The sequence below is a fragment of the Paenibacillus sp. MDV22-iso6 genome (assembly GCF_058408365.1).
The window spans coordinates 676,360-698,591 of record NZ_JBZVDZ010000001.1 but is presented as its reverse complement, the minus strand read 5'-3'; the positions used below and the strand labels follow the sequence as shown (position 1 = coordinate 698,591).

At 45.9% G+C, this 22,232-nt stretch carries 11 protein-coding genes; 1 reads left to right on the top strand and 10 read right to left on the bottom strand.

All coding sequences use genetic code 11. The features are described from left to right. Positions 1-19 precede the first annotated feature (19 nt). Positions 20-4,084, bottom strand: coding sequence for an S-layer homology domain-containing protein (locus AC4PM4_RS02955; RefSeq protein WP_491612715.1), 4,065 nt, complete (start codon positions 4,082-4,084; stop codon positions 20-22). A gap of 318 nt (positions 4,085-4,402) precedes the next feature. Between AC4PM4_RS02955 and AC4PM4_RS02950 the strand changes: the two genes are divergently transcribed. Beyond that, a complete protein-coding gene (locus tag AC4PM4_RS02950; RefSeq protein ID WP_176854346.1) occupies positions 4,403-5,185 on the top strand; it encodes a MurR/RpiR family transcriptional regulator in 783 nt (260 codons plus the stop codon). A gap of 49 nt (positions 5,186-5,234) precedes the next feature. On the opposite strand, the gene AC4PM4_RS02945 is transcribed toward AC4PM4_RS02950, so the two are convergent. From AC4PM4_RS02945 to AC4PM4_RS02905, 9 genes are all read right to left on the bottom strand, one after another. Next, complete coding sequence (locus tag AC4PM4_RS02945) at positions 5,235-5,960, bottom strand: N-acetylmannosamine-6-phosphate 2-epimerase (protein WP_491612714.1); 726 nt, start codon at positions 5,958-5,960, stop codon at positions 5,235-5,237. Positions 5,961-5,965: 5 nt separating this feature from the next. Beyond that, the gene (gene ptsG / locus AC4PM4_RS02940) at positions 5,966-7,540 is read right to left on the bottom strand and encodes a glucose-specific PTS transporter subunit IIBC (protein ID WP_491612713.1); all 1,575 of its coding nucleotides are present in this window, start codon (positions 7,538-7,540) and stop codon (positions 5,966-5,968) included. Positions 7,541-7,801: 261 nt separating this feature from the next. Then, on the bottom strand, positions 7,802-11,044 hold the full coding sequence (locus tag AC4PM4_RS02935; RefSeq protein WP_491612712.1) for a glycosyl hydrolase: 3,243 nt from the start codon (positions 11,042-11,044) through the stop codon (positions 7,802-7,804). Continuing rightward, entirely contained in the window at positions 11,041-13,050 is a 2,010-nt protein-coding gene (locus AC4PM4_RS02930) for a glutaminase family protein (protein WP_491612711.1), read from the bottom strand. Before AC4PM4_RS02930 ends, AC4PM4_RS02935 begins: the two co-directional genes overlap by 4 nt. A gap of 142 nt (positions 13,051-13,192) precedes the next feature. Then, positions 13,193-14,845, bottom strand: a complete 1,653-nt coding sequence (locus tag AC4PM4_RS02925; protein WP_079696098.1) for an extracellular solute-binding protein — start codon at positions 14,843-14,845, stop codon at positions 13,193-13,195. Between the two features lie 62 nt (positions 14,846-14,907). Continuing rightward, positions 14,908-15,804 carry a carbohydrate ABC transporter permease gene (locus AC4PM4_RS02920; protein ID WP_063565068.1) on the bottom strand — a complete coding sequence of 299 codons (897 nt, stop codon included), beginning with the start codon at positions 15,802-15,804 and terminating at the stop codon, positions 14,908-14,910. Positions 15,805-15,816: 12 nt separating this feature from the next. Next, a complete protein-coding gene (locus AC4PM4_RS02915) occupies positions 15,817-16,743 on the bottom strand; it encodes an ABC transporter permease (protein ID WP_082935088.1) in 927 nt (308 codons plus the stop codon). Between the two features lie 44 nt (positions 16,744-16,787). Beyond that, positions 16,788-19,856 (bottom strand): alpha-mannosidase, encoded by a 3,069-nt coding sequence (locus AC4PM4_RS02910; RefSeq protein ID WP_491612710.1) that lies wholly within the window; start codon positions 19,854-19,856, stop codon positions 16,788-16,790. Between the two features lie 46 nt (positions 19,857-19,902). Further along, on the bottom strand, positions 19,903-22,107 hold the full coding sequence (locus tag AC4PM4_RS02905) for a hypothetical protein (RefSeq protein WP_491612709.1): 2,205 nt from the start codon (positions 22,105-22,107) through the stop codon (positions 19,903-19,905). Between the last annotated feature and the right edge of the window lie 125 nt (positions 22,108-22,232).

Here is a 22,232-nt window from a genome sequence, read left to right as displayed (position 1 = left end):
TTGGAAATTAGGTTTAGCGTTATTTCGATTGTTCAAGAAGCCCAACAATAAGTGTAACTGCTTCAGCACGGGTAGCTGTCTGCATCGGAGCAAATCGATTGCCACCTACACCGCCCACCAGACCTGCTTCCACAGCAGAAGCTACATAGGATACTGCCCATGCTGGGACATCTTTTGCATCTTTGAAATCCAGTTTCGCATTGGAATCCGTTTGGATTCCGCCAGCGCGTGCAATCATAGTTACCATCTCCGCCCGGCTCAGCGTCTTGCTAGGGCCGAACGAGCCATTCTCGTAACCATTGACAATGCCAGCGGATGCAGCTGCTGTAATATAAGGCTTCGCCCATGAAGGAATCTTGTTATCATCCGTATAGTGAATACTCTCGCTTACGGTATTCAGATTCAAGGCACGGCCCAGCATCGTAATGAACTCGGCACGTGTGACTTTCTGATTTGGACGGAAGGTCTGATCGCCATAGCCATTGACGAATCCAGCCGCCAGGGCTTTATCAATTGCAGATTTTGCCCAGTGTCCGGCTGTATCTTTCAACGCTGGCGCAGTCCCTCCGTTTCCGTTATTGCCTGATCCAGTATCCGGTTTGTTGCCGGAATCAGTTCCGCTACCACTACCGCTGTTCGAACCGTTACCGGTAGTTGTATCGCCACCGCTTCCTGAGGAGCCATTACCGCTGCCAGATCCATTACCTGAACCTGAACCCGAGCCGGGATTCGATGTTCCCGGATTGGAAGTTCCTGGTCCTGGATTCGATGGTTCTGTCTTCTTCACGATACCGAACCGATCAACAATGAACGGGGCTGCTCCGTTTTGATTTTGGTCAATTTCATACGTTATAGCTGTCAATTTGCTGCCGTCAATCGTAATGCCCACAAAATTTTGTACCTGACTGCGCATTGGACGACGGTTGTCATTCGGATCAGGGCCATATTTGGCTGCATGATTCTCCTCTGCCAGTTCAAAAAGATTGTAATAAGCATCACCGAGACTTGTGCTCGGATTTTTGTAATACACTTTTGGACCAGCTGTTGCCGGAATCAGATAGATCGTGCCATCCGGATTCACAGAGTACTCGATTTTCTGTCCGTTTTGCATCTCCGTGATCATTTCTGGCTGACGCGCTTTCCCCTTCTGATCAATCGGTTTTGTGCGCGCATAGATGTGATCATGTCCCTGGAGTACAAAATCAATGCCAAGCTCCGCCATGATCGGTGCAATCTTGGTACGCACACCGTTTGCTCCCATGATGTCGGAATCCGTTGCGTGATTTGACGTCGTGTACGGTCCCTTGTGAATATTGACGATTATCCACTGGGATCCATTCTTCTTGGCAGCCTGAACATCTTTCTTCAGCCACTCGACTTGCTCTAATGAGAAGTTGTCATACTCATCCGAATCCTCATTGGAGTTCAACACAACAAAATGCGCATTGCTGTAATCATAAGAATAGTAAGCTCCCGTCTCCGTAGCAGAATTTACCGGTGACTGGATGTTGAAATGATCGATAAACGCATAATTTTCGTCCTCGTGGTTCCCTGCGGATGGAACGATGGTTATATTTAAGAGGCTTTCCTGCGAATGCCCAAGCAGCCAGTTCCACTGCTCCTCTTTCACACCATTATCCACGATATCCCCGTTATGAACGACAAATTGTGCATCCGGTACTGTAGCTAATGCTTTGGCCAATGTCTCAGAGGACAGAATTGCCTCATCCTCTTCCTTCGCTTGTGTATCCGCCAGATCAATGAAAGTGAATTTACCTTTCTCCGGTGCTGTACTGAAGGTACCTATCTCGCTCCATACTTGCTGGGAAGCATCCCCTACACGGAAATAATAGGTTGTATTAGCTTTCAGATCTGTCACTTCTGCTTTGTGCATCAGTTCTGTAGGAGCATTCGCAGGTTGTGCAAAGCGCCCTTGAACCGATTTGGCTTGCGTGAAATCAGGTGTTGCAGCTGTTTTCTCCACAACCTGAAGGTCGCTATTCGTTACTTGATCGGAAGTGTACCATGTGAACCCCTTGCTCTTGGTAGGATCTCCATGGAACGTTACCGTTACCTTGTTTACCTGTTCTGGAACAGAAACTGTATCCGATTCCTTGATAATCCCGAAAGTATCCACGACAAATGGTTCTGCATTCTTATTTTGGTCAATCTCATACGTTATGGCGGACAGCTTGTCTCCGTCAATAGTCAATGAAACGAAGTTCTGAACCTTCCCTCTGGCTGCGCTCGTGGTGTCGCCATATTGCCGAGCGTGGTTTTCCTCCGCACGCTCGAACAAATTAAAATATGCATCTCCTAATTCAGTTTTCTGGTTTTTGAAATATACTTTAGCCCCGGCGGTAGCAGGAATCATATAAATGGTTCCATCCGGTTTGACCGCGTATTCGACACTCTGTCCATTGAAGGTCTCCGTTATTTTGGACACATCTTCAGCAGTACCATCGCTCTTGATTGGTTTCGTCCGTGCATAGATATGGTCATGTCCCTGAAGGACTAGATCAATCCCCAGTTCGTTCATGAGTGGAGCGATTTTTTTTCGTTCACCGTTCGCACCAATAATGTCGTTATCCGTGGCGTGATTGGATGTCGTGTACGGACCTTTATGGATGTTCACGATAATCCACTTGGCTCCTGCGGCTTTTGCTTCCGCTACATCCTGCTTCATCCATGCGACTTGCTCATTCGAGAAGTTGGCGTAATCCGATGAATCCTCGTTGGAGTTCAATACGATAAAATGAGCTTTGCTATAATTATACGAATAATATGCGCCTGTTACCGTTGTAGCACCGTCTGGCTGCTTCACATTAAAATGCTCGTAGAACGCATAATTTTTATTCTCATGATTGCCAGCAGACGGTGCAATGGTCGTGTTCATAAGACTGGCTTGCGAATGACCAAGCAACCAATTCCATTCTTGCTCTGAAGTGCCATTCTCCACAACGTCTCCGTTATGGACGACAAATTCAGCATTCGGAACAGTCGCGAGTGCTTTGGACAGAGTAGATCCGGACAGGATCGCCTCATCCTCTTCCTTCGCTTGTGTATCCGTCAGGTCAATAAAGGTAAATGCTCCGTCAACCGGAGCCGTTTTAAACGTTCCAACCTCACTCCATATACCCAGATCCTGATCACCAACACGGAAAGAATAAGAAGTGTCAGGGGAAAGGCCTGTCGCTTCCGCCTTATGCACCATTTCTCCCGGGGAGTTGGAAGCGACGGTTGCACGCCCATTGAAAATTTGGGCCTGACTGAAGTCGGCAACGCCTCCTCCTTGTTTCGGCACCACTTGAACAGTGCTCTGTGCAGATGCAAGAGGCGTATACCAAGTGAAGCCTTTGCTACTTGTTGCATCTCCATAGAAGGTAACCGTTATTTTGCTGATATCCAGCGATGGCGCATTAGCCAAGGCTTTAAGCTCCATGTCAAAATACAGGTCCGAGCTGCTGTCGCTCTGTTGATGCACTTCGACCGCAATTTCGTTTGAGCCTTCATGCAAATTGGCTTTCATTGGCTCAGTCAGGTCGATATTCTCATACATTACCGGCAAGTCCTTATTTGAGGTTGCTTGGGTGGAGTACACAATTTCTCCATCCGGCATGCCAAAACGAATGACTTCCACACCATTCACATAGATCACTGCACCGTCATCAATACCGAATGTGCCGAGAATTTGCCCGTAACCGTCAATTTGATCCTTGTTAACGTTAATGTTTGTCCGGAAATAGGTTGTGCGGGGTTTATTTTTTTTGTCCAGACCGTAGCTGACTTCCGTTTTGAGTGATCCAAAATAGGAAGTGCTTACGCCATTACCGTTGTCTTTGTAACCAAATGGAGCCTGTCCCGAATTCCAGGACGAATCATCGTATGAAGCGCGCCATTCCGCTTGTAGATCCTGACCCTGATCGAAATAATGCCAATTGGCATTACGCTCTAACAGCATCTCAGGCTCAGACAATGATGCGGCTTGGGCTGAATTAACTCCCCCAAATCCCGCAAGCCATCCGAATACCAAAGCAATCGATAACAGGATGGATAACACTTTTTTGTAGAGGTGACTGATCATAATTCTCTCCTTTGTATGTATGATTGGTTGGCTTATGTAAATCCAAACAGGCCTAGCATAACAAGAGAAGATCAGCATTCAGTTAGCGGGAAGTAAAACTTATGTAAACTCTTACATTTATTTGACTTATAATATGGACAATGTTTTTAGTTAACATAATAATTAATATGGTTTTCCTCCTATTTGGATCAAAATATACAGACTATTTTTAAAGGTTTGATGAATTGGCTTTTAGGAAGTAGACTAATGAGGATAGACTATACAAAAGTTAACATGTTCTGGGAAAGGGGAATCATAATGTCATCTAGTGTCATCGACATGCTGCAGCTTGAATATCAACGTTTTTCAGCGAAAGAAAAGGAAATAGCTGATTATGTGATGCGTAATAAATCATCCATTAATAATATTAATATTAGGGATTTGGCTGCTTACACCAATGCTTCCATGTCAACCATTACTCGATTTTGTAAAAAAGTAGGTTGTTCTACCTTTGTAGATTTTAAAATTCGACTTAACCGTGAAGTGGATCAACCCCGCAATCAAACGGATTTCTTTATCAGAACACAGCAGATCCACAATGATATCATCAACGCTACCGCAGAAATGCTGGATACCGACAGAATCAAACAAGTGGTCCAGTACATAAAAAAAGCTCGCAGAATCTATGTTTATGGTTTGGGAAGTTCAGGTTTATCTGCTCTGGAGTTCAAATACAGACTAATGCGGATGGATATCGTCATTGATGCGGTGACGGATTCACACATGATGATCATGAGTGCTTCTCTTTTGGGCGAAGATGATCTGGTCGTAGGTTTATCCAATTCAGGACGAACCTTAGAAGTCAGTGACGCATTAAACGCAGCCAAAAAAAGAGGAAGCAAAGTTGTTGGAATTACTAATTTTGATCACACACCCCTGTCTGAAGTCTCGGATTTGTGCATTTTCACACCTGATATCGGGCGAACCGGAGATGTGAGCTTCATCAACAGCCAATTAGCCATTATTTACATCCTGGATGTGATTTCTCTTCTATTACTTGAGGATGAACATTTACTCCATGCGCGGCAGCAAACGTTAAAAGCTCTTTATTCTGCTGAATAAATAAACAGCCAACCTATTTCGTTGGCTGTTTTGTTGATTTCTTCTTTTTTTATTGGACAGAAGGAGAAGGCTTTTTCAATTTAGCAATTTCTGAGACAAAACGTTCCGTAATTTGTTGAGGACGCGTAATGGCTCCACCAACAACAACACAATAGACTCCAGCTTCGAGACACGTTGCTGCCATCTCCGGGGTCATGATATTCCCTTCCGCAACAACAGGCGTTTGTACGCTAGTTAGAATTTCTTTCAAGGCTGCAAATTGATTATCATACAGTTTAATCCCTGCTGTCTCCTCTGTATATCCGACCAATGTAGAGGAGATCAGGTCAAAACCAAGTCGTTCTGCATTGATGGCTTCCTCTTTGGTTGAAATATCCCCCATTAATAGAAGTTGAGGATGTTTGGTGCGAATTTCATGTACGAATTCATCCAGTGATTTACCGTCCGGCCGTGCACGTAAAGTGGCATCAACCGCAACAATCTCTGCTTGGACCTCGGCAAGTTCATCTACTTCCAAGATCGTTGGTGTAATAAATACGGGATTGGTTCCGTAGTTTCTTTTCACTATACCTATGACGGGCAGATCAACCTGTTCTTTGATCTCTTTCACATCTACAGCAGTATTCGCACGAATACCGATCGCTCCTCCCTCTTTTGCTGCGACTGCCATGCGTCCCATAATCAGCGAACTATGAAGTGGCTCGTGCTCCAAAGCCTGACATGATACAACGAGACCACCTTGTAAACCTAATTTATCTAATTTATCTAAATTCATTGCAATTACTCCGTTTCCATAATTTCTTCGATTTCATTTTTGATCACGGTAACCTGAGGGCCATAAATAACCTGCACTCCGTTACCGACAAGTACTACCCCTTTGGCTCCAGTAGCTGTAAGCGCATCCTTTTGAACCTTCTCGATATCCTTCACAGATACGCGAAGCCGTGTTGCACAGCAATCCAATTCGTTAATATTGTCTGCACCGCCAAGTCCATTCAGGATAGCGATGGAGCGTTCTTCACCTTTCGTTGATGCGGGTGTATTGGAGGGCTGACTTTGCGTTTTGGCGTCTGCCTCTGATGTTACTTCTTCCTCACGTCCAGAAGTTTTTAAATTGAGCTTCACAATCAAGATTCTGAAGGTGAAGTAATAAAGGAAGAACCAGACCACTCCGATGATGGGAACGATAATCCAGTTCGTTTTGGCATTACCCTGAAGTACCCCGAATAAGATAAAGTCGATTAATCCACCTGAAAAAGTCTGACCGATTGTAATCTCAAAAATATGTGAAAGCATAAATGCCAATCCATCAAATACGGCGTGAATGACATACAGGATTGGAGCAACAAACAGGAATGAGAATTCCAGAGGCTCCGTAATTCCTGTCAAGAACGAAGTGAGTGCCGCAGACAACATCAATCCGCCAACTACTTTTTTACGTTCAGGCTTGGCCGTATGATAAATAGCGAGTGCCGCACCGAGCAAACCAAACATCATCGTGATAAAACGTCCTGACATAAATCGGGATGTACCCGAGAAGAACTTCTCGGTTGCAGGGTCTCCCAGTTGAGCAAAGAAAATATTCTGTGTTCCTTCGTAAACTTTTCCCGCAACGTCCATTGTTCCTCCGACTCCCGTCTGCCAGAAAGGCAGATAAAAGATGTGGTGCAACCCAAGTGGACCCAGCATCCGTAAAATAAATCCATATAACAGTGTTCCGATATACCCAGTTCTATCGACCAAACCTCCAAGCTGCGTTATGCCGAGCTGGATGGTTGGCCAGATCAAGAACAAAGCAATACCAATAAAGATGGCCGCAAAAGATGAAACGATAGGAATGAAACGTGAACCTCCAAAGAATCCTAAGAATTGAGGAAGTTCTATTTTGTTGTACCGATTATGAAGCCATGCGGTAACCAATCCGACGACGATCCCTCCGAGTACACCGGTTTGCAGGGTTTGGATTCCAAGTACCATACCTTGACCGGCACTAGCCAAATGATCCGCGGCAAGTTTCCCCGAATTGACCAGCATCGCATTGATCGATGCATTCATGACCAGATAAGCCAGTCCTGCTGCCAATCCTGCTGTACCTTTGTCCGCTCTGGCGAGTCCAACAGCCACACCAATAGCAAAGATCAATGCCAGATTATCAAACACAATACTTCCTGCACTGCTCATCACCGTAAACACTTGCTGCAACCATGTGATCTGCAAAAATGGATACGAGTTAATCGTATTGGCGTTGGACAAGGCCCCTCCGATCCCCAGTAATAGACCCGCCGCTGGTAAAACAGCAATAGGAAGCATAAACGATTTACCAAACTTCTGAGCCTTCTCAAAATATTGCTTCACAGTGATATCCACCTCTCTAAAACTATTTTCATTTACATAATAATTATGAAAATGGTTTTCGTCAACACAATTTTAAATCGCTTTCATTACGTATGAGGTCTAATCATTTGATGAATAACCCGGTTCAAATATAATTATTTCCAGCGAAGTAAAGCTCAGTCTTTTTGTTCCAATGCAAAAAAAGCCGCCAGTTTGGCGACTTTATCGTGTTCATATTCTTCCCCCGCGAATCCAAAACCTAAACCTGAATCATGCATTATTTTATATTTTAGTTACAAGTTTTACCTGCCCATACATGCCCGAAGGTAGTGAAGACTTTCCATATAGATTCTCCAGTGTATTAGCCACATGAATGTCGATTAAATTATTACCTCGAAGCATGTAAGACGTGACGTTCCAATGATAGGGTGGCCATAACCGGACGCCAACCTGCTCCCCATTCACATACAGGCAAGCCGTCTCTCTAATATCTTCCGCTTCCAGCCAAATTTCATTTGCCGAATTCAAGCTGAAATCAGACAAATCCAGTTGCTGCGAGTACACTCCTGCTCCCGAATAGAAAGGATAACCTTCAACATTCCAAACCCCAGTCATTTGTTCAGGTTCAACGGTTAATGTAGTCTGATTTTCTACAGCAAATGAACCAATCAGATAAGCAGGAAAGGAAATGGCTGGCATCGGTTCCAGCAGTGAAACCGTGAGAACTTCAAGCTCATTCTCGCCTTTAACAAGCTGTTTGGTAATGTCCACACCAGCGTAATGAATATCTTGCCACAGTGAAGGCTGGAGTGCTTCCATCCGTACTCCATTAACAAAGATTTCAACATTACGTCTGCGTTGGAGGAAACCAATATGGGATGGAATTTTTTGCTCGATATCGTCAAGGATTAGCTCAATCGTGAAGATCCGCTCATTTCCAGCTTCGTTTAAATGGACTGCATCTTGCTGTAATTTCGTAAACTCGATCCATTCTTCAGTTACGACAAACGTCGTCCGGTACGTGTTGACTTGGCCTGGCATCGTTGCATTCATTCTGGACTGACGGTCATTCAATGTGACCTGCCACTGATCCAACACAAGCACATTGGGTTCGACGGTCTGAAACTGCCAATGATCACCTAGTACCAACACATCGGAGGTATCTTGCACTTTATGATTTATAGGCTCTTGCGGTTTGGGATGTGTCGAATCTTCAGTGTGAAGCGGATCAGGTAAATGATCAAGTCTAACGGATAGAAGACGAAGCTCTCCCGGTACAAATGTTAGAACAGCATCATGACTCAACGGGTTTATACTCCCGTTTTCCAAGTTCCATTCTTCCATCTGTTCTTCTATGTGTTCTTTCACAGGGTTCTGATGGAGTTGAATGGTCACGGGCTGCTCCGACCAGTTCATCAGCCATGTGTGCACATGATCTTCAATTTTGCGTTCAACGCTAATGAGATCCTCAGCTTGCCCCTCGATCTGTTTCCAGGCAATCGCTGGTGATGATGTCGTTAACTCTCTTAACTGAACACACAAGTTCATAAGTGTGTCGTTATGAGCTGTGTTTTTCATGGAATAGAATAAGCTGTACCCTTTGCCAACCGCTTGTAATTTCCCGTCTTGAGGATTGGAACCATATAGTTCGTTCATATACTTCCGTAATTCCGGATCTTGGCGCTGTCGCTCACTGTCACAAGGAATTGCCCCAACCGCAATAAGCCTTCCACCACAGTTTACAAAGGTAACAAGCTGTTTTGCGATATCTACAGACATGACCGTAATTTCCGGCAAAATCAAAATCGAATATTCGTTTCGTTCTCCGTTAAACTGATATCCCCCAGAATGAGTAATCTTTGCCTCTCTGAGCTGATACTCATCCACATAATCGTAATCAATAGAGCTGCGCAGCATGCGGTCTGACAATAACGAAAACAGTTGATCCGCAGCTGGATGCTGGTTCGATTCACCGGATAAGAACATATGCTCATATACCGTGTGGATAGGTGACAACAGAAGTACTTCAGGTGTACGCTTCGTGAAAGAACCAAGTACACTCAACCGACCAAGATAATCGGCAAAAGCCCGATAATGTGGCCAATGCGGTGCATGCTTGAATTCCGTAGGTGGAAAGTCTGTTTTCCGATACCCTGCAAACGAATAGTAAAATGCATGCGGGATAAACAAATTAACACCCAAAAATGCCATAAAATTTGCATCAAGCCGCCTTTGTCGCATGGCATAGGCATGACCGCTTGCACCAAATGACTCACAAATAACTCTTTTTTTTCCATCCAACTGTGCGACAGACCCGGCCGTCTTTACGGATACGATACGATGTGGATTCTCCTTTGTACCGATTCCATGTGTCAGGTAGTCCACACCTGCATAATGGAACTGCTGCAATACACGGGTTTGATTACCCTGCGACCGAGCCTGCCCCCAGACGGGTTCTTCCAGCGTATGGCCGATGTACAGCAAGCTGTGTGATTCACACCACGAACGAATAGCTTCATGATAACCTTCCACATACCAACGGGTAATCGTATCATAATAGTCCTGCCTCGCAGACCTGCTGCCATCGGCCATACCATATAACAACGCGCCTAATCTTGGAATCAGATCATATCCGTTCTCCTGCTCATACCGCTCCACCATCCCATGTGTCCAAGCGAATACGATTCCGGGCAGAGTTGCATTCACATCCTGAACCGACGTTCGGATGGCTTCGACTCCAAAAAAACCGTCGTGGATCATGAGCCCAGGTTCATCCGTGAATACACCTTGAATGGTCACTCCGAAATGAGGCTGAAATTGCTGAAACGGCTCATATGCCGACTGAATGAAAGCCTGCACGGCTTCCGGGTTCAACGTGTCCAGATAATACCCTTTTGCAAACGTGATCCCTTCAGCAATTTCACAGGACCAGCAGGCAAGTATAATATAATCCTCGTCGTTATCAGGCTTCCATTCCTGTCCGCATAACTCTGTAATATCCTCAGGTTGATCATAGATCAGCCATTCCCCTTCTTGCTGGATGGCACGATAAGCGAGAATTGCGATGAGTTCATTGTTAGCGTAGGTGGCAAAATCGAGAGATAACATTTCCTGCTGTGCATCGTGTAAATATCTTCGTTCCTCAACCCTCAAGTATCTCATACGATATTCGGGATACTGCCTAGTCAGTTTACCTCCCAGTGTTCCGCTCGGCCAATTGTCCTCATCATACAGCCAGACCACCATATCACGCTTCTGGCACTCTTTTGTGCAGAAATCCAGCGTATCCATGAACTCTTCTGACAGGTACGAGGCCTGCATCCCGTGACGTGCATGCAATACAACACCGCCAACACCGGCTTCAACCATGGATTGAATTTGGTTTTCTAACTCAGGCTTGCTAAAACTGTGGTTCAAAAACCAAAAGGGCTGTGGACGATACGTCGCCTCAGGATTTTTGAACTGCTGTTGTAATTTATGAATATCCGTGATTTTCAACTCCAATTCATCACCTGATCTCATCATGATTTTGATACAGATGTCTTTCTCAGCAAAGGAATGAAAAATCCACCGACAACCGACCGATTTTGAAAATTCAACTGCTTTCCGGTGATGGTGTCATACCAGTCTGTTACAGGTACACGGCTCGATGTTTCATTCATAAAGTCCCACAGAGGAGAAATCATCTGTTCGAACTGAGGCTGCGATTCGCTCATGGAGGCACACCATACGAGCCAATCAGACTTGGTGTATGTCTCACGGCTATCCAGCGGTATGCCATATCGATTCTGTTTTAGCTGATAATAAGCCAACTCTTTAGCAGCCACTTCTTTTGAGAAAAGGTTGAAGTCCAACAAACGATCCCACACCAGATTGTATTTCATGCTCCATGACTCATCCGAGCTGTCAAAAGTCAGCTTGTAGTGATCACCTGCTGTCGCAATGGATGACCACTCCTCTGCCATTTTTTCAGCCGCTTCACGATAAACGGCACCATCCGGCAAACCAAGTTCATCACACATATACGCATAGGCGGCAATGCCTAATATCGCTTTAATCGATAAGTTCGCATTGTGCGCTAGATGTCCGGCGAAGTCGTCCGTGCACAGTTGATTGTCAGGGTCCAGACCATGTTGCAACAAATATGAAGCCCAAGTTGTTAGAAGTCCCCAGTGCTCACGGGCAAATTCCGCATGCTTCTCATATTTGCATACCGTTGCTGTCATCAGGAGCATATTGCCACATTCCTCGATGGGCATCTGGTATTCGAGTTTGTTCTCTCCGTAAACCTGGCCGTTAGCTTGGGGGTAAGTCCCCACGTCATGTGGAGCAAAATCAAACGTCCAATCCGTGCTTTCGGCATACTTATAGATTGGACGCATCATACCTTTGACCAATTCGGTGTTATACCTCAGAAACAACGGAATCGAGGGGTAGCTCACATCCACCGTCGCGATACAGCCGTTACTAAAATTCTCTTTGGAGAAAAATAATACTTCTCCTGCTTCATCAGCAACCAATTTATGTGCAGCAATCGCTTGCCGATAGGTCAATGCCAGAATGTCTCTATATTGGTTCCCACCTGTAGCCTGACTCTCCGTTAAGAGTTCCCGATTAAAGCGGTCGCATCGTTGTACTACCTCTTCATATTGATCCGCTGCTTTTACCAGCATTTCCTCAAATGTCACACCATCTTTCTTCCAATACGCATTCAGTGGTTGGTGAAAATATTCAATTGCATGAATATCATCATAGGCGAGCATCAGGTAGCGGGATGCCGACTCTTCATGGATAAGACCCAAATCCAGTTCAGTTGCCATAATAGCCATATCGCCAGATATGGATTTTGGCTGGATAGAATCATCTCCTGTCTTAAAAAGACCTGACCGGGCATACTCCTCACGCTTGGATACCGCATGGATGACCGCTTGAGATTGATGAGATCGCTGAACCACCAGATACATATAACCCCAGTCTATTCTCGTATCATCTCCGGCACGTTTTAATATAGGTTGTTCCACCGTTCCTATAGACATGGCGTGTAACTGTTCATTAATTATATGAGACTCCCAGGTGACTTGCTGATCAGGAGTATGTACACACCATTCACCTGTCACATCAAAATAGATTTTCACTTGATGGCCTTGACCATCTATCGCTCGAACATGGAACGTAACATACGTCACTGGTCTGGATAACAGTTCAAGATCATCGAGCAATAGCGGTGTGGTAAAATGAACCTCAAGTTCGATGCCTTCTCCTTCAAAGGTGTAACGGGTAGTTACAGGCTCAACGGTTAGATTCGTCTGATTGAGCACATCAGGCTCCTCAATGGTTGAATTTTCGTGAACGCCTACTTTCCCCATAAACCTTCTGATTTTGCCGTCAATGACAATCATGCCAACCATACCTTGAGTTTTATTCGTCCAGTGCCTAGTGTGATCATCATAGAGATGGTCAGCAGCAGACCATACGCTGAAATAAGGGTCTACCGTGACCAAAGGTACGGATGGTGGTCTAAATGTCGTCATTTATTTCATCTCCTTCAATTCATTTTTTCAACGAAAACGGTACATCCTGATTCAAAAGGGAAAGGCTTCGCTCGCCTTGTTGACCAAGGCGCTGCAAAGCCTATTTGATTTCCGTGATAATCGTTAACCTAACTCTTCAGCATCAGTTCGGCATTTGAACAGTTACGATATCTTTTCCTTTCAGGTTCTCATTGGTGAACTGCATCGCTTGGTCGTATCCGGTCTTCCGAAGCTGTTCCCTGAGGTCGTTGATAATGCTAAGGGCTGCTTCATCCGATTTTGCGAAAATAGCTTCCTTCCAGGCATCTCCCATCCGGTCCATGGAAGGCTTCAACATTTCCCATTCCGGTGATTTGGTGATCACATCGCCCGGGTTATAGGCTGTGATTACATGAATACCGTTTGGACGTAAGATTTTCCGGGCATTTTCCATGGCATCGAGTCTTTCCTGGTCTGCCCAGATGTCGCCGCCTGCTGCCGAATTGATCCGGTCAAGCCCCGTGATCGATTCCAGCCCAATGGAAATGCCCTCGTTTTTGCGGACTTTACCCGATTGATCTGCTGTAAACTTATCGAACCATTCTTGATTCGGTACAGGTTTACCATCCTTCATATCCCAGTGAACCCCTTGAACTCCGTACCGGGCCAGCATGAAACCTTCGTCAGAAGCCATGTAATCGAGAAACTTGAGCGCTGCATCTACACACTCGCCCTTGCAGCTACTGGTGATAGCCGTTACGTTGTTTCCTTGAATGCCAAGATCAACAGGCCGGCTCGGGTCAACATCTGCCCGCTCCAATGGTCCGATCGGGATGTAATCGCTTCCAGGATGTGAAGTAACATATTCTTTGGAGGCGTCCAAAATGGCCGGATAATGTGCGGCAAGGATAGCAATGCGTCCTTGATTAATTTTTTCTTTGGCAATAGGATCCGTCTGAGTAAAGGCTTCGGGGTCCATCAGCCCTTCCTCAACCAGTTTACGATAGAACAGCGTGTATTCTTCGTATCCTTTGGTGAAAAAGTTATGTTCTACCGTTCCGTCACCTTTGTCTACATAGCCTGCTCCGGAATAGAACATCGTGTTTCCGATGCCTACGGACCATCCGTTACTAAATCCGCCCAGTGGAAACACGGGCTGACCGCTCTCCTTCAGGTTGGCATCTTTGATTTTTTGGAGGAAGTTATAGAAGTCTTCCTTCGTCACGACAGACTGAGGATCCACGCCGACTTTCTCGGCTATGTCTTTGCGAACATAGAAGCCATATAGCCAATCCATGCCATCTTCGTTCGTTGCGGGCTGATTTTGTAAAAGTAAATATTTCTTGCCGTCATACGCATCTATCGCTTTTTCATACAATGCTGGCGGAACATTCTCTTTCGCGATGGATTTCGCCAGGTTTGGGTAATCCCCCAATTTATCGGATATATCTACCAGCTGTCCTTCTTTGGCAGCCTTGATGATCCCGTCCAGCTCGCCGCCCCATGCAGGTCCGGTGTAGATATCCGGCAAATCCTGTGTGGCGAAAATCTGGTTTACTTTCTCCGTCTCGCTGCCTTTCGTATATTCCCACTCTAATGTGACGCCAGTTTTCTCTTTGATGACTTCCTCGACAGGGGTTATCCCATTATCCGATCCGCCTGAGCCATTCCAATTGTGCAAGATTTTGAGTTTATTTCCGTTCTCTCCTTCTGCGCCTTCCCCGTTTCCTGATGAATTCGTGCAACCGCTCAGCAAACCTCCAACCATGATGGACACGAGCAAGATGGATACGCCTTTCGACCAAATCCTGTTCAAACCAATCGCCTCCTTGAATAAATGATCTCGGTAAAGCTCTAGCAAATTCAGGTCAGGATGATCTACCCTTTAACCGAACCAATCATAACCCCCTTCACGAAATATCGTTGTAGAAACGGATATATACATAAGATCGGGAAAACCGTAATAACAAGCAATGCCATTCGAAGTGATTCAGGTGTTGCTCCTGCTCCACCGACTCCACCAACCGTCTGACCACCCTGCTGTGCTGCACGCTGCATCGAATTGGATAATGCCTCTGCTTCTGTCAGCATTTCTTGCAGTAGGGTCTGTACCGGTATCAAATCTTTGTTAGATACGTAGTAGGCGCCAGAGAACCAGTCATTCCAGTGGGCTACCCCAATGAACAGCGAGATCGTTGCAAGTACCGGCCCGGAAAGAGGCAGAATGATACGTACGAAGATTTGAAAATCACCATACCCGTCAATACGCGCCGATTCCTCCAGTTCCTCCGGTATCCCTTGCAGAAATGTCCGAATGATGATGATGTGCATGAAGTTGAACAACAAGGGCAAAACGTACACCCAGAAACTATTAATCAGATGCAGTTTTTGAAGTGTAATGAAGAACGGGATGAACCCCGCACTGAAAATCGTAGGCAAAAAGATGTAAAAGGTGAAAAAGGAGCGACCTGGCAATGTTTTTTTGGAAAGTGCATAGGCCATGAGTGTACACAATACAACGTGGAGAAAAGTACCCAGCACGGTGCGCATAATCGTAATTTGATATGCCTTCCAGATCCTTGCGTTATCGAATACCTGAGCATAGTTATCCAACGTGAATTGGCGGGGAAGAAAATAAATCGCGCCTTGCATCGAATCCTTACCGTCGTTCAGTGAATAAGCCAAGATATATATAAACGGGTAAATCATCGAGAATCCAACCAAAGCAAGAAAAATATAGTTAAGTACCGAGAATAAGGACCATTTTCGTTCCATAAGGTCACCTCCTTAGAACAGGGATACATCACTGACTTTGCGGGCGATGCGATTAACGGTTACAACCAGAATGAGTGCGATAACACTTTGGAATAGTCCTACAGCTGCAGCGTAACTGAGACGTCCTTCTCGAATCCCGGAGTTAATGGCATGCACGTCCAGTACACTGCCAAGACTTGCGGTTGCCGGTCCATTCAGGAGAAGCAGTTGTTCATAACCTGCGCTCATCAGACTGCCCACAGCGAGTATGAATAATATGATAGCTACATTGCGGATACCTGGAAGCGATACATGCCACATCTGTCTGAAGCGTCCCGCACCATCCATTTTGGCAGCTTCGTAAAGCTGCTGATCAATACCCGCAATCGCGGCCATAAAGATGATGGAATTCCAACCGATATTCTTCCAGATGTCTGAACCGACGATCATCTGATAGAACCATGTTGGATTATTCAGGAACTGGATCGACTCCGCTCCAAATGAACCCAATAAGTCATTGACTGGCCCCCCATACGGCGTTAGGAGCCGTTGCATCAGCGTAACCACAACGATCCAGGATACGAAATAAGGCAAGTAGGAAAGGGTCTGAACCGTCTTTTTGAATTTAATCATTCTGACTTCATTTAAGAGGAGTGCAAGAATGATTGGCATCGGGAAGCCAATAAGCAGTTTCATGAGACTGATAATGATCGTGTTACGGATGATGTCACCGGATTGATAGTAATTGAAGAACTGTTGAAAGTACTTAAGGCCTGCCCATGGACTTCCGGTGAATCCGCCAACGAAATTGTAATCCCTAAAAGCAACCTGAATTCCATATAGCGGTACATAGGAGAACAGGAAAAACCAGACGATTCCGGGCAGCATAAACAAATAAAAGAGTTTATGCTGCCAGATTCGCTTCATCAATCGATTGTTGCTCACTCGTGTCTTGATCACATTCCAACCTCTCCTTTCTCATGATGGACGGTCAACCATCCCAGCTATAACTGCCCTAACTTCAATCGTAACGTGATGATTTCAAATGGCGTGAAGGATACGGATGCTCCTTCAAATGAAACGGGTGAAATGATATTTTCCATAAGATCAGTCGTCCAGGCTTCTGCTATATGGAATCCAAGATGTAATGCCGTGGTGGCATGTGTTCCCGAAGTTTCATATAGACGGACGATGATGTCGTCTCCATCCTCGGCTTTTTTGACGGATTCCACCATGATGTGCGGATGATCCGGCTGAAGAAATGTTTTCGAATATGGGAGCTTACCGTTCTGCTTACCAGATACAGATGATAAAGAAACTGTACGAAGCGGAATGTTCAGTTCATTACCTCTTCGATAGATCTCAGCCTGAACATGGTTGCCTTGATGCGGATATAACGAGTAGGTAAACGCATGCTCCGCACGATCTGCTTCCGGATCAGGATACGAGCTGCTGCGCAGCAAATTCAGACCAAGCACATTATTGATGGCTCTATGACCATATTTACAATCATTAAGCAATGCGACTCCATAATCTGGCTCCGATAAATCAATCCACTGATGAGCACATATCTCATCCTTGGCGAAGTCCCACATCGTATTCCGATGAGTTGGTCTGGTCAAACTGCCAAATTGGATCTCACAGCGAACCTGATCTGTACGGATATTCACCGGGAATGAAGTACGAAGCATTTTACCATTCTCTCTCCAATCCACGGTCGTCTCGAAATCAATCCGTCTGCTGCCTTCTGTCAGAACCACCGTCTGGATCAGCGTGGATTCTCCATAGTTATATTCGAAGACCAGCCCGACTTTTGGACCCTCACGAAGCTCACGAATGTCATGAAGCGTTAATGGCATTCCTGTATGTGCGGAATAGTCATGACTGAAATCCCAAGCATCTCCTTCGTCATGATACACACGAAGTGCATTTCCTGGATGACCTTGCGGAATGACTTCCCGCGCTTCAGCCTTGTCCTGGATGGAGATAATGGCTCCATTCCGATCAAACTTCACGATGAATGTGTCGTTCTCCACACAGCGTTCTTCAGCGGAAACGTGAAATTCCGACTCTTGTATTCCCGGAACTAACTGGGCGCATGATGCGATTTCCTCTATAGCACCCTGGTCCACATGATCTGATACCATTGTGTATCCCATGGATGGAACCTGAACCTTGCGCCAGTTTCCATTTGTTTTAATCCATTCCTGACGCTCCCAAGGCAATGAATTGAATATCACCACGGAGCAGCTGGATGAGGATTCGATATTTGAAGAGATCTGGTCTGCCATATGGCTGTAGGTTTCGTTGATCATATTTTCTGTCTGATCTAAAAGTTCTTCATATCGTATGAGTGACTCATCGTACACACGCTTGATGGAAGACCCCGGAAGGATATCATGGAACTGATACAGGAGGACTTCCTTCCATATCGTTTCCAGTTTTTCGGACGGATAAGACTTGCCAAGCTGTGAAGCTACAAGTACTGAGGCGAACTCCAATTCGCGCAGTGCTTTCTCCATCTTCCGGTTATACCGCTTGCTTCGCGCCTGACTGGTCAGGGTTCCTTGATGTTTCTCCAGGTAAAGCTCACCGCGCCATGTCTGGAACCGTTCACGTTCCTCATTAAGTCGTTCGAAAAATTTCCAAGAAGGTTCCTGTATAACAGGGGACAAGCCAAGCAGGTTTTTCACCCGTGTCAGCCGCTCCAAATGCTCTTCGCCAGGTCCTCCGTCTCCTATACCAAAGAGCATTAGCGCATGGTTTGATACATTTTTATCCAGATACCCCTGTTCAGCACTGATGATCGAACGCGGAGCTGCAGGACTGTTGTAAGTATCCTCTGGTGGCATATGTGTTAATACAGCTGAACCATCAATTCCCTCCCATAGAAAGGAATGATGGGGATGCCGGTTATACTCACTCCAGGAGAGCTTCTGGGTCATCATGTAATCCACACCGGATTTCTTTAATAACTGGGGCAAACTTGCCGAGTAGCCGAATACATCAGGCATCCAGAGCGATTTCATTTCCAGACCAAATTCCTGCTGGAAATAACGTTTGCCATACAAAATCTGGCGTACGAGTGATTCACCACCAGGCACATTGGTATCCGATTCTACCCACATGGCGCCTTGCGGTTCCCATCTGCCTTCACGTACACGTTCCTTGATCTGCTCATACAGCTTGGGATAATGCTGCTTCATCCAATCGTACAGCTGCGGTTGGCTCGCTCCGAACACATAATCAGGATAACGCTCCATCATGCGAAGCACAGTTGAGAACGTTCTAGCTCCTTTACGGATCGTTTCACGGATCGGCCATAACCAAGCCAAATCTATATGAGCATGACCCACAGCGCTTAGGGTTAAGACCGGATCGCCCCCCTCTAGGGTTAGCTGTTCATTTAGTCGTTTTTTCGCTTGCTCGACATTCCCTTTCGAGAAATCGATCAACTGTACTGAAATATCATAGAGCGTCTGATAGATTCTCTCCTTCCGGGCGGAACCTTCATGGAGCTGCTCTGCGGTCTCCAAGAGCACCTCGGTATCGTAATAGAGATCCCGAATATCTCCCCTGCAGTAGGCGATGAGTGCTTCTTTCAGCGTCCCTCCGCGATACTTGCCGAACAGATCGTTATTGCCTGCATCTGCCCACACTTCAACTTCCTGTCCATTTACAGATGTCTCATGGAGCTGCACGACTCGTTTGCCAGGCAGACCTAATGAAAAATCAAATTCGGAGTTAATCGTCGTCAACCCTTGGATAGGTGACCCTTCATGGTCAACCAGACACAGCTCACCGTTGACATCCAGCAAGAGGACCGTGGTTTGGTTACCTGTGACTGCCGGAAGATTACCTGCAAAACGGAACCAGGCACAATCCCATAATTCTCCCCATTGTTCTCCTTGCTTGAGTGTCACTTTCGTGCCGGTCATCCGTTCCTCGTAAGGTACGGGCTCTGGTGTAATCCAAGCCGTCACTTCTAATTCGGCAATCGGCTCATATATGGCTTCCCGAAGTTTGTTTAACATCTGTTTTAACCGTTCTGGCCTTATCGGTTCGTAGGGCATACTAGTATACTCCTCTCTGTTACATCAATCAGGTTGTATTGTGAATTCAGGAAGTCCAGCGGACATGAACCTCTGCATTGTTCTCGTTGCCATGTTCGTACTGAAGAAGCACTGTCTTTGAATCCGGGTCCCATTCCCATACCACGGGGACCATCTGCTCTTGAATGACATACTGGGCAGATAATGGTCTGGCCTTGCAATACAACCTTGCTGTTGCCTTCATGTTGGAAGGTCCTCTTGCAATGAATCGAAAACCTGTGGCCGACTGAGACAGACCTTCTATTCGGGAAGAAGCAGCAATGACGGATACTTCTCCAGCCGTTGGACGACCCGCTTCAATATCATAGAGCAAGGCTTGCTCTCCCGGATTTAGGGTCACCTGGTTCAGCACTGAGAGCTTTGAATCAAACAAATCCACAATCGGACCTGGAATGACTACTGCCTCTTCGCTGACCGATTCATCGAGAACCGATACGATTAGATAGGGACCTCGTCTAATTTTGAAATATGGTTTCGATTCCCACTGTAGTTCTGGTCCGTGGACAGCTTCCATCGTTTCTTTCACAGATTGGCGCAGCCGATCAGCCCCTGCCTTGGATAAAGTGAAGTCAGCCGGATGTTCATCCAGCCAGCAAACTACCCCTTTTCCTACCTTATTGACACCTTGCCTCTTATCTTTTAGACCTAGCTGTTCAAACAAATGTGCTCGAGGGGAGTTATACGTCTGATCTGACTGCTCTTGCTTGCGTGCATGGTTCCACCATGCACGAATATCGTGATACGGGTCGCTGTCATCGCCTACATAGATTAACGCTCCACCATCCTGTACCCACTGTGCAAGGGCATAATGAATGTCCGGATATTCCGGTTTGATAAATTCATAGCTCAGTATGAGCACACGATAAGTTGCCAAGTAACCCGGATACCGCCTTACATTATCCAGTTGAAGTGGACGGACAGGAATACCATGTTTCAATAACGGCAGTGTCAGACCGTAAAAAGGAGAAAAATCGAGTAGTTCTGTATCGCCATCCTCCTGGAATCCTTCAGGATCTGTCCCATCGTATTTACCGGCATGAGGTGCATATGGATCTGGCTTCATTCGTTGAAACATTGCTGAGTCAGCAATAAAAACGCCAACTTGTAATGTCTCCTCTGCTGTTTCAATCACATCCTGATTCATGTTACCAAGCGTGTGCATGACCTGAAGCAAAGTTGTGGCATAGTCTGACGGAATTTGCTCCTTGCCAGAGCCATCCTCGGATGGATAAGTGCCTTGAAAGATTCGTCGAGGCCAAGGTGCGACTTCATAATGGGCGACCCCGGGATGCAGCAGTGAGGCAACCACCGTTTTTAAATAGTTCTGGCGGTAATCAGCCCAGGTATAATTCGGGTTATCTTCGATCGGATCATGCAGGAACCACATTCGTCTGTCGGTCCCACGAACCAGTTCCTGCATGACGCCATATTCAAGGTAAGCGGTTTCAAACGTGCGTTCCTTACGCAACCCTTCATACACATTGGGGGTTCGGGATGTCCCGGTCCAGATCTGTGCAATATACCCATCGATGGAGGGCAGCTCTAGAAGCTGAGATTGTGGACTGACAATACGCCACTGTGTGTAATTAATCAGACTATGAGTCGGAACATAAAAGCGAAGGACACGACCATAACGTTTTAACGCGTAGTCCTTCATCTCGGCACATAATCGGTCCAGGACACGTGTATATAAATACGCTTTTAATTTGGAAGCTCGAAATTGGGCATCAGGTGAAGCATGTGGCGGAATCCAAGGCTCTTTGTAATACAACTGCCATTCCCGTTTAAAAGCTTCTGAATAGCCACCGTTTACCCAGAATTCAGGTTCCTCCAGATGGATGGCTTCCACACCGGCGTCAACGGCAATACGTATTCGATCCGCTATGTAATGACCAAAGGAAATGGTAGGCACCATGTATGGAATGACTGGCTCGCTCCCATGAAGAATCATGTTGCCTTCCCGGTCCATTTGAGCTTCATCCCAATGTGTTGCTCCATCGACCTCACCATCCAAATAGCTGTTGTAGGTCCCCCAAGCAACTCCTGTCATCAAATGAACCACATATCCTTTTTCTTTCCACTTCAGAATGCGTTCCTGCATCGACTCATCAATCCCGTAAACCATCACAAAGTCAGTCTGCAGATCATAATCCGGATGGTAAGCTGCAGATTCTTGAAATCCCGTACGCTCTTCCTTTCGATCTCGTGCCATTTTCTTAACCTCCCCAAGCTCGTATTTGATTTGGGTTGCAATGTATGACTATCCATCTTTTTCTAGACTATAATATATGATATGAATATATTCAATATGTTTTTTATACAAACATAAAAAAACCT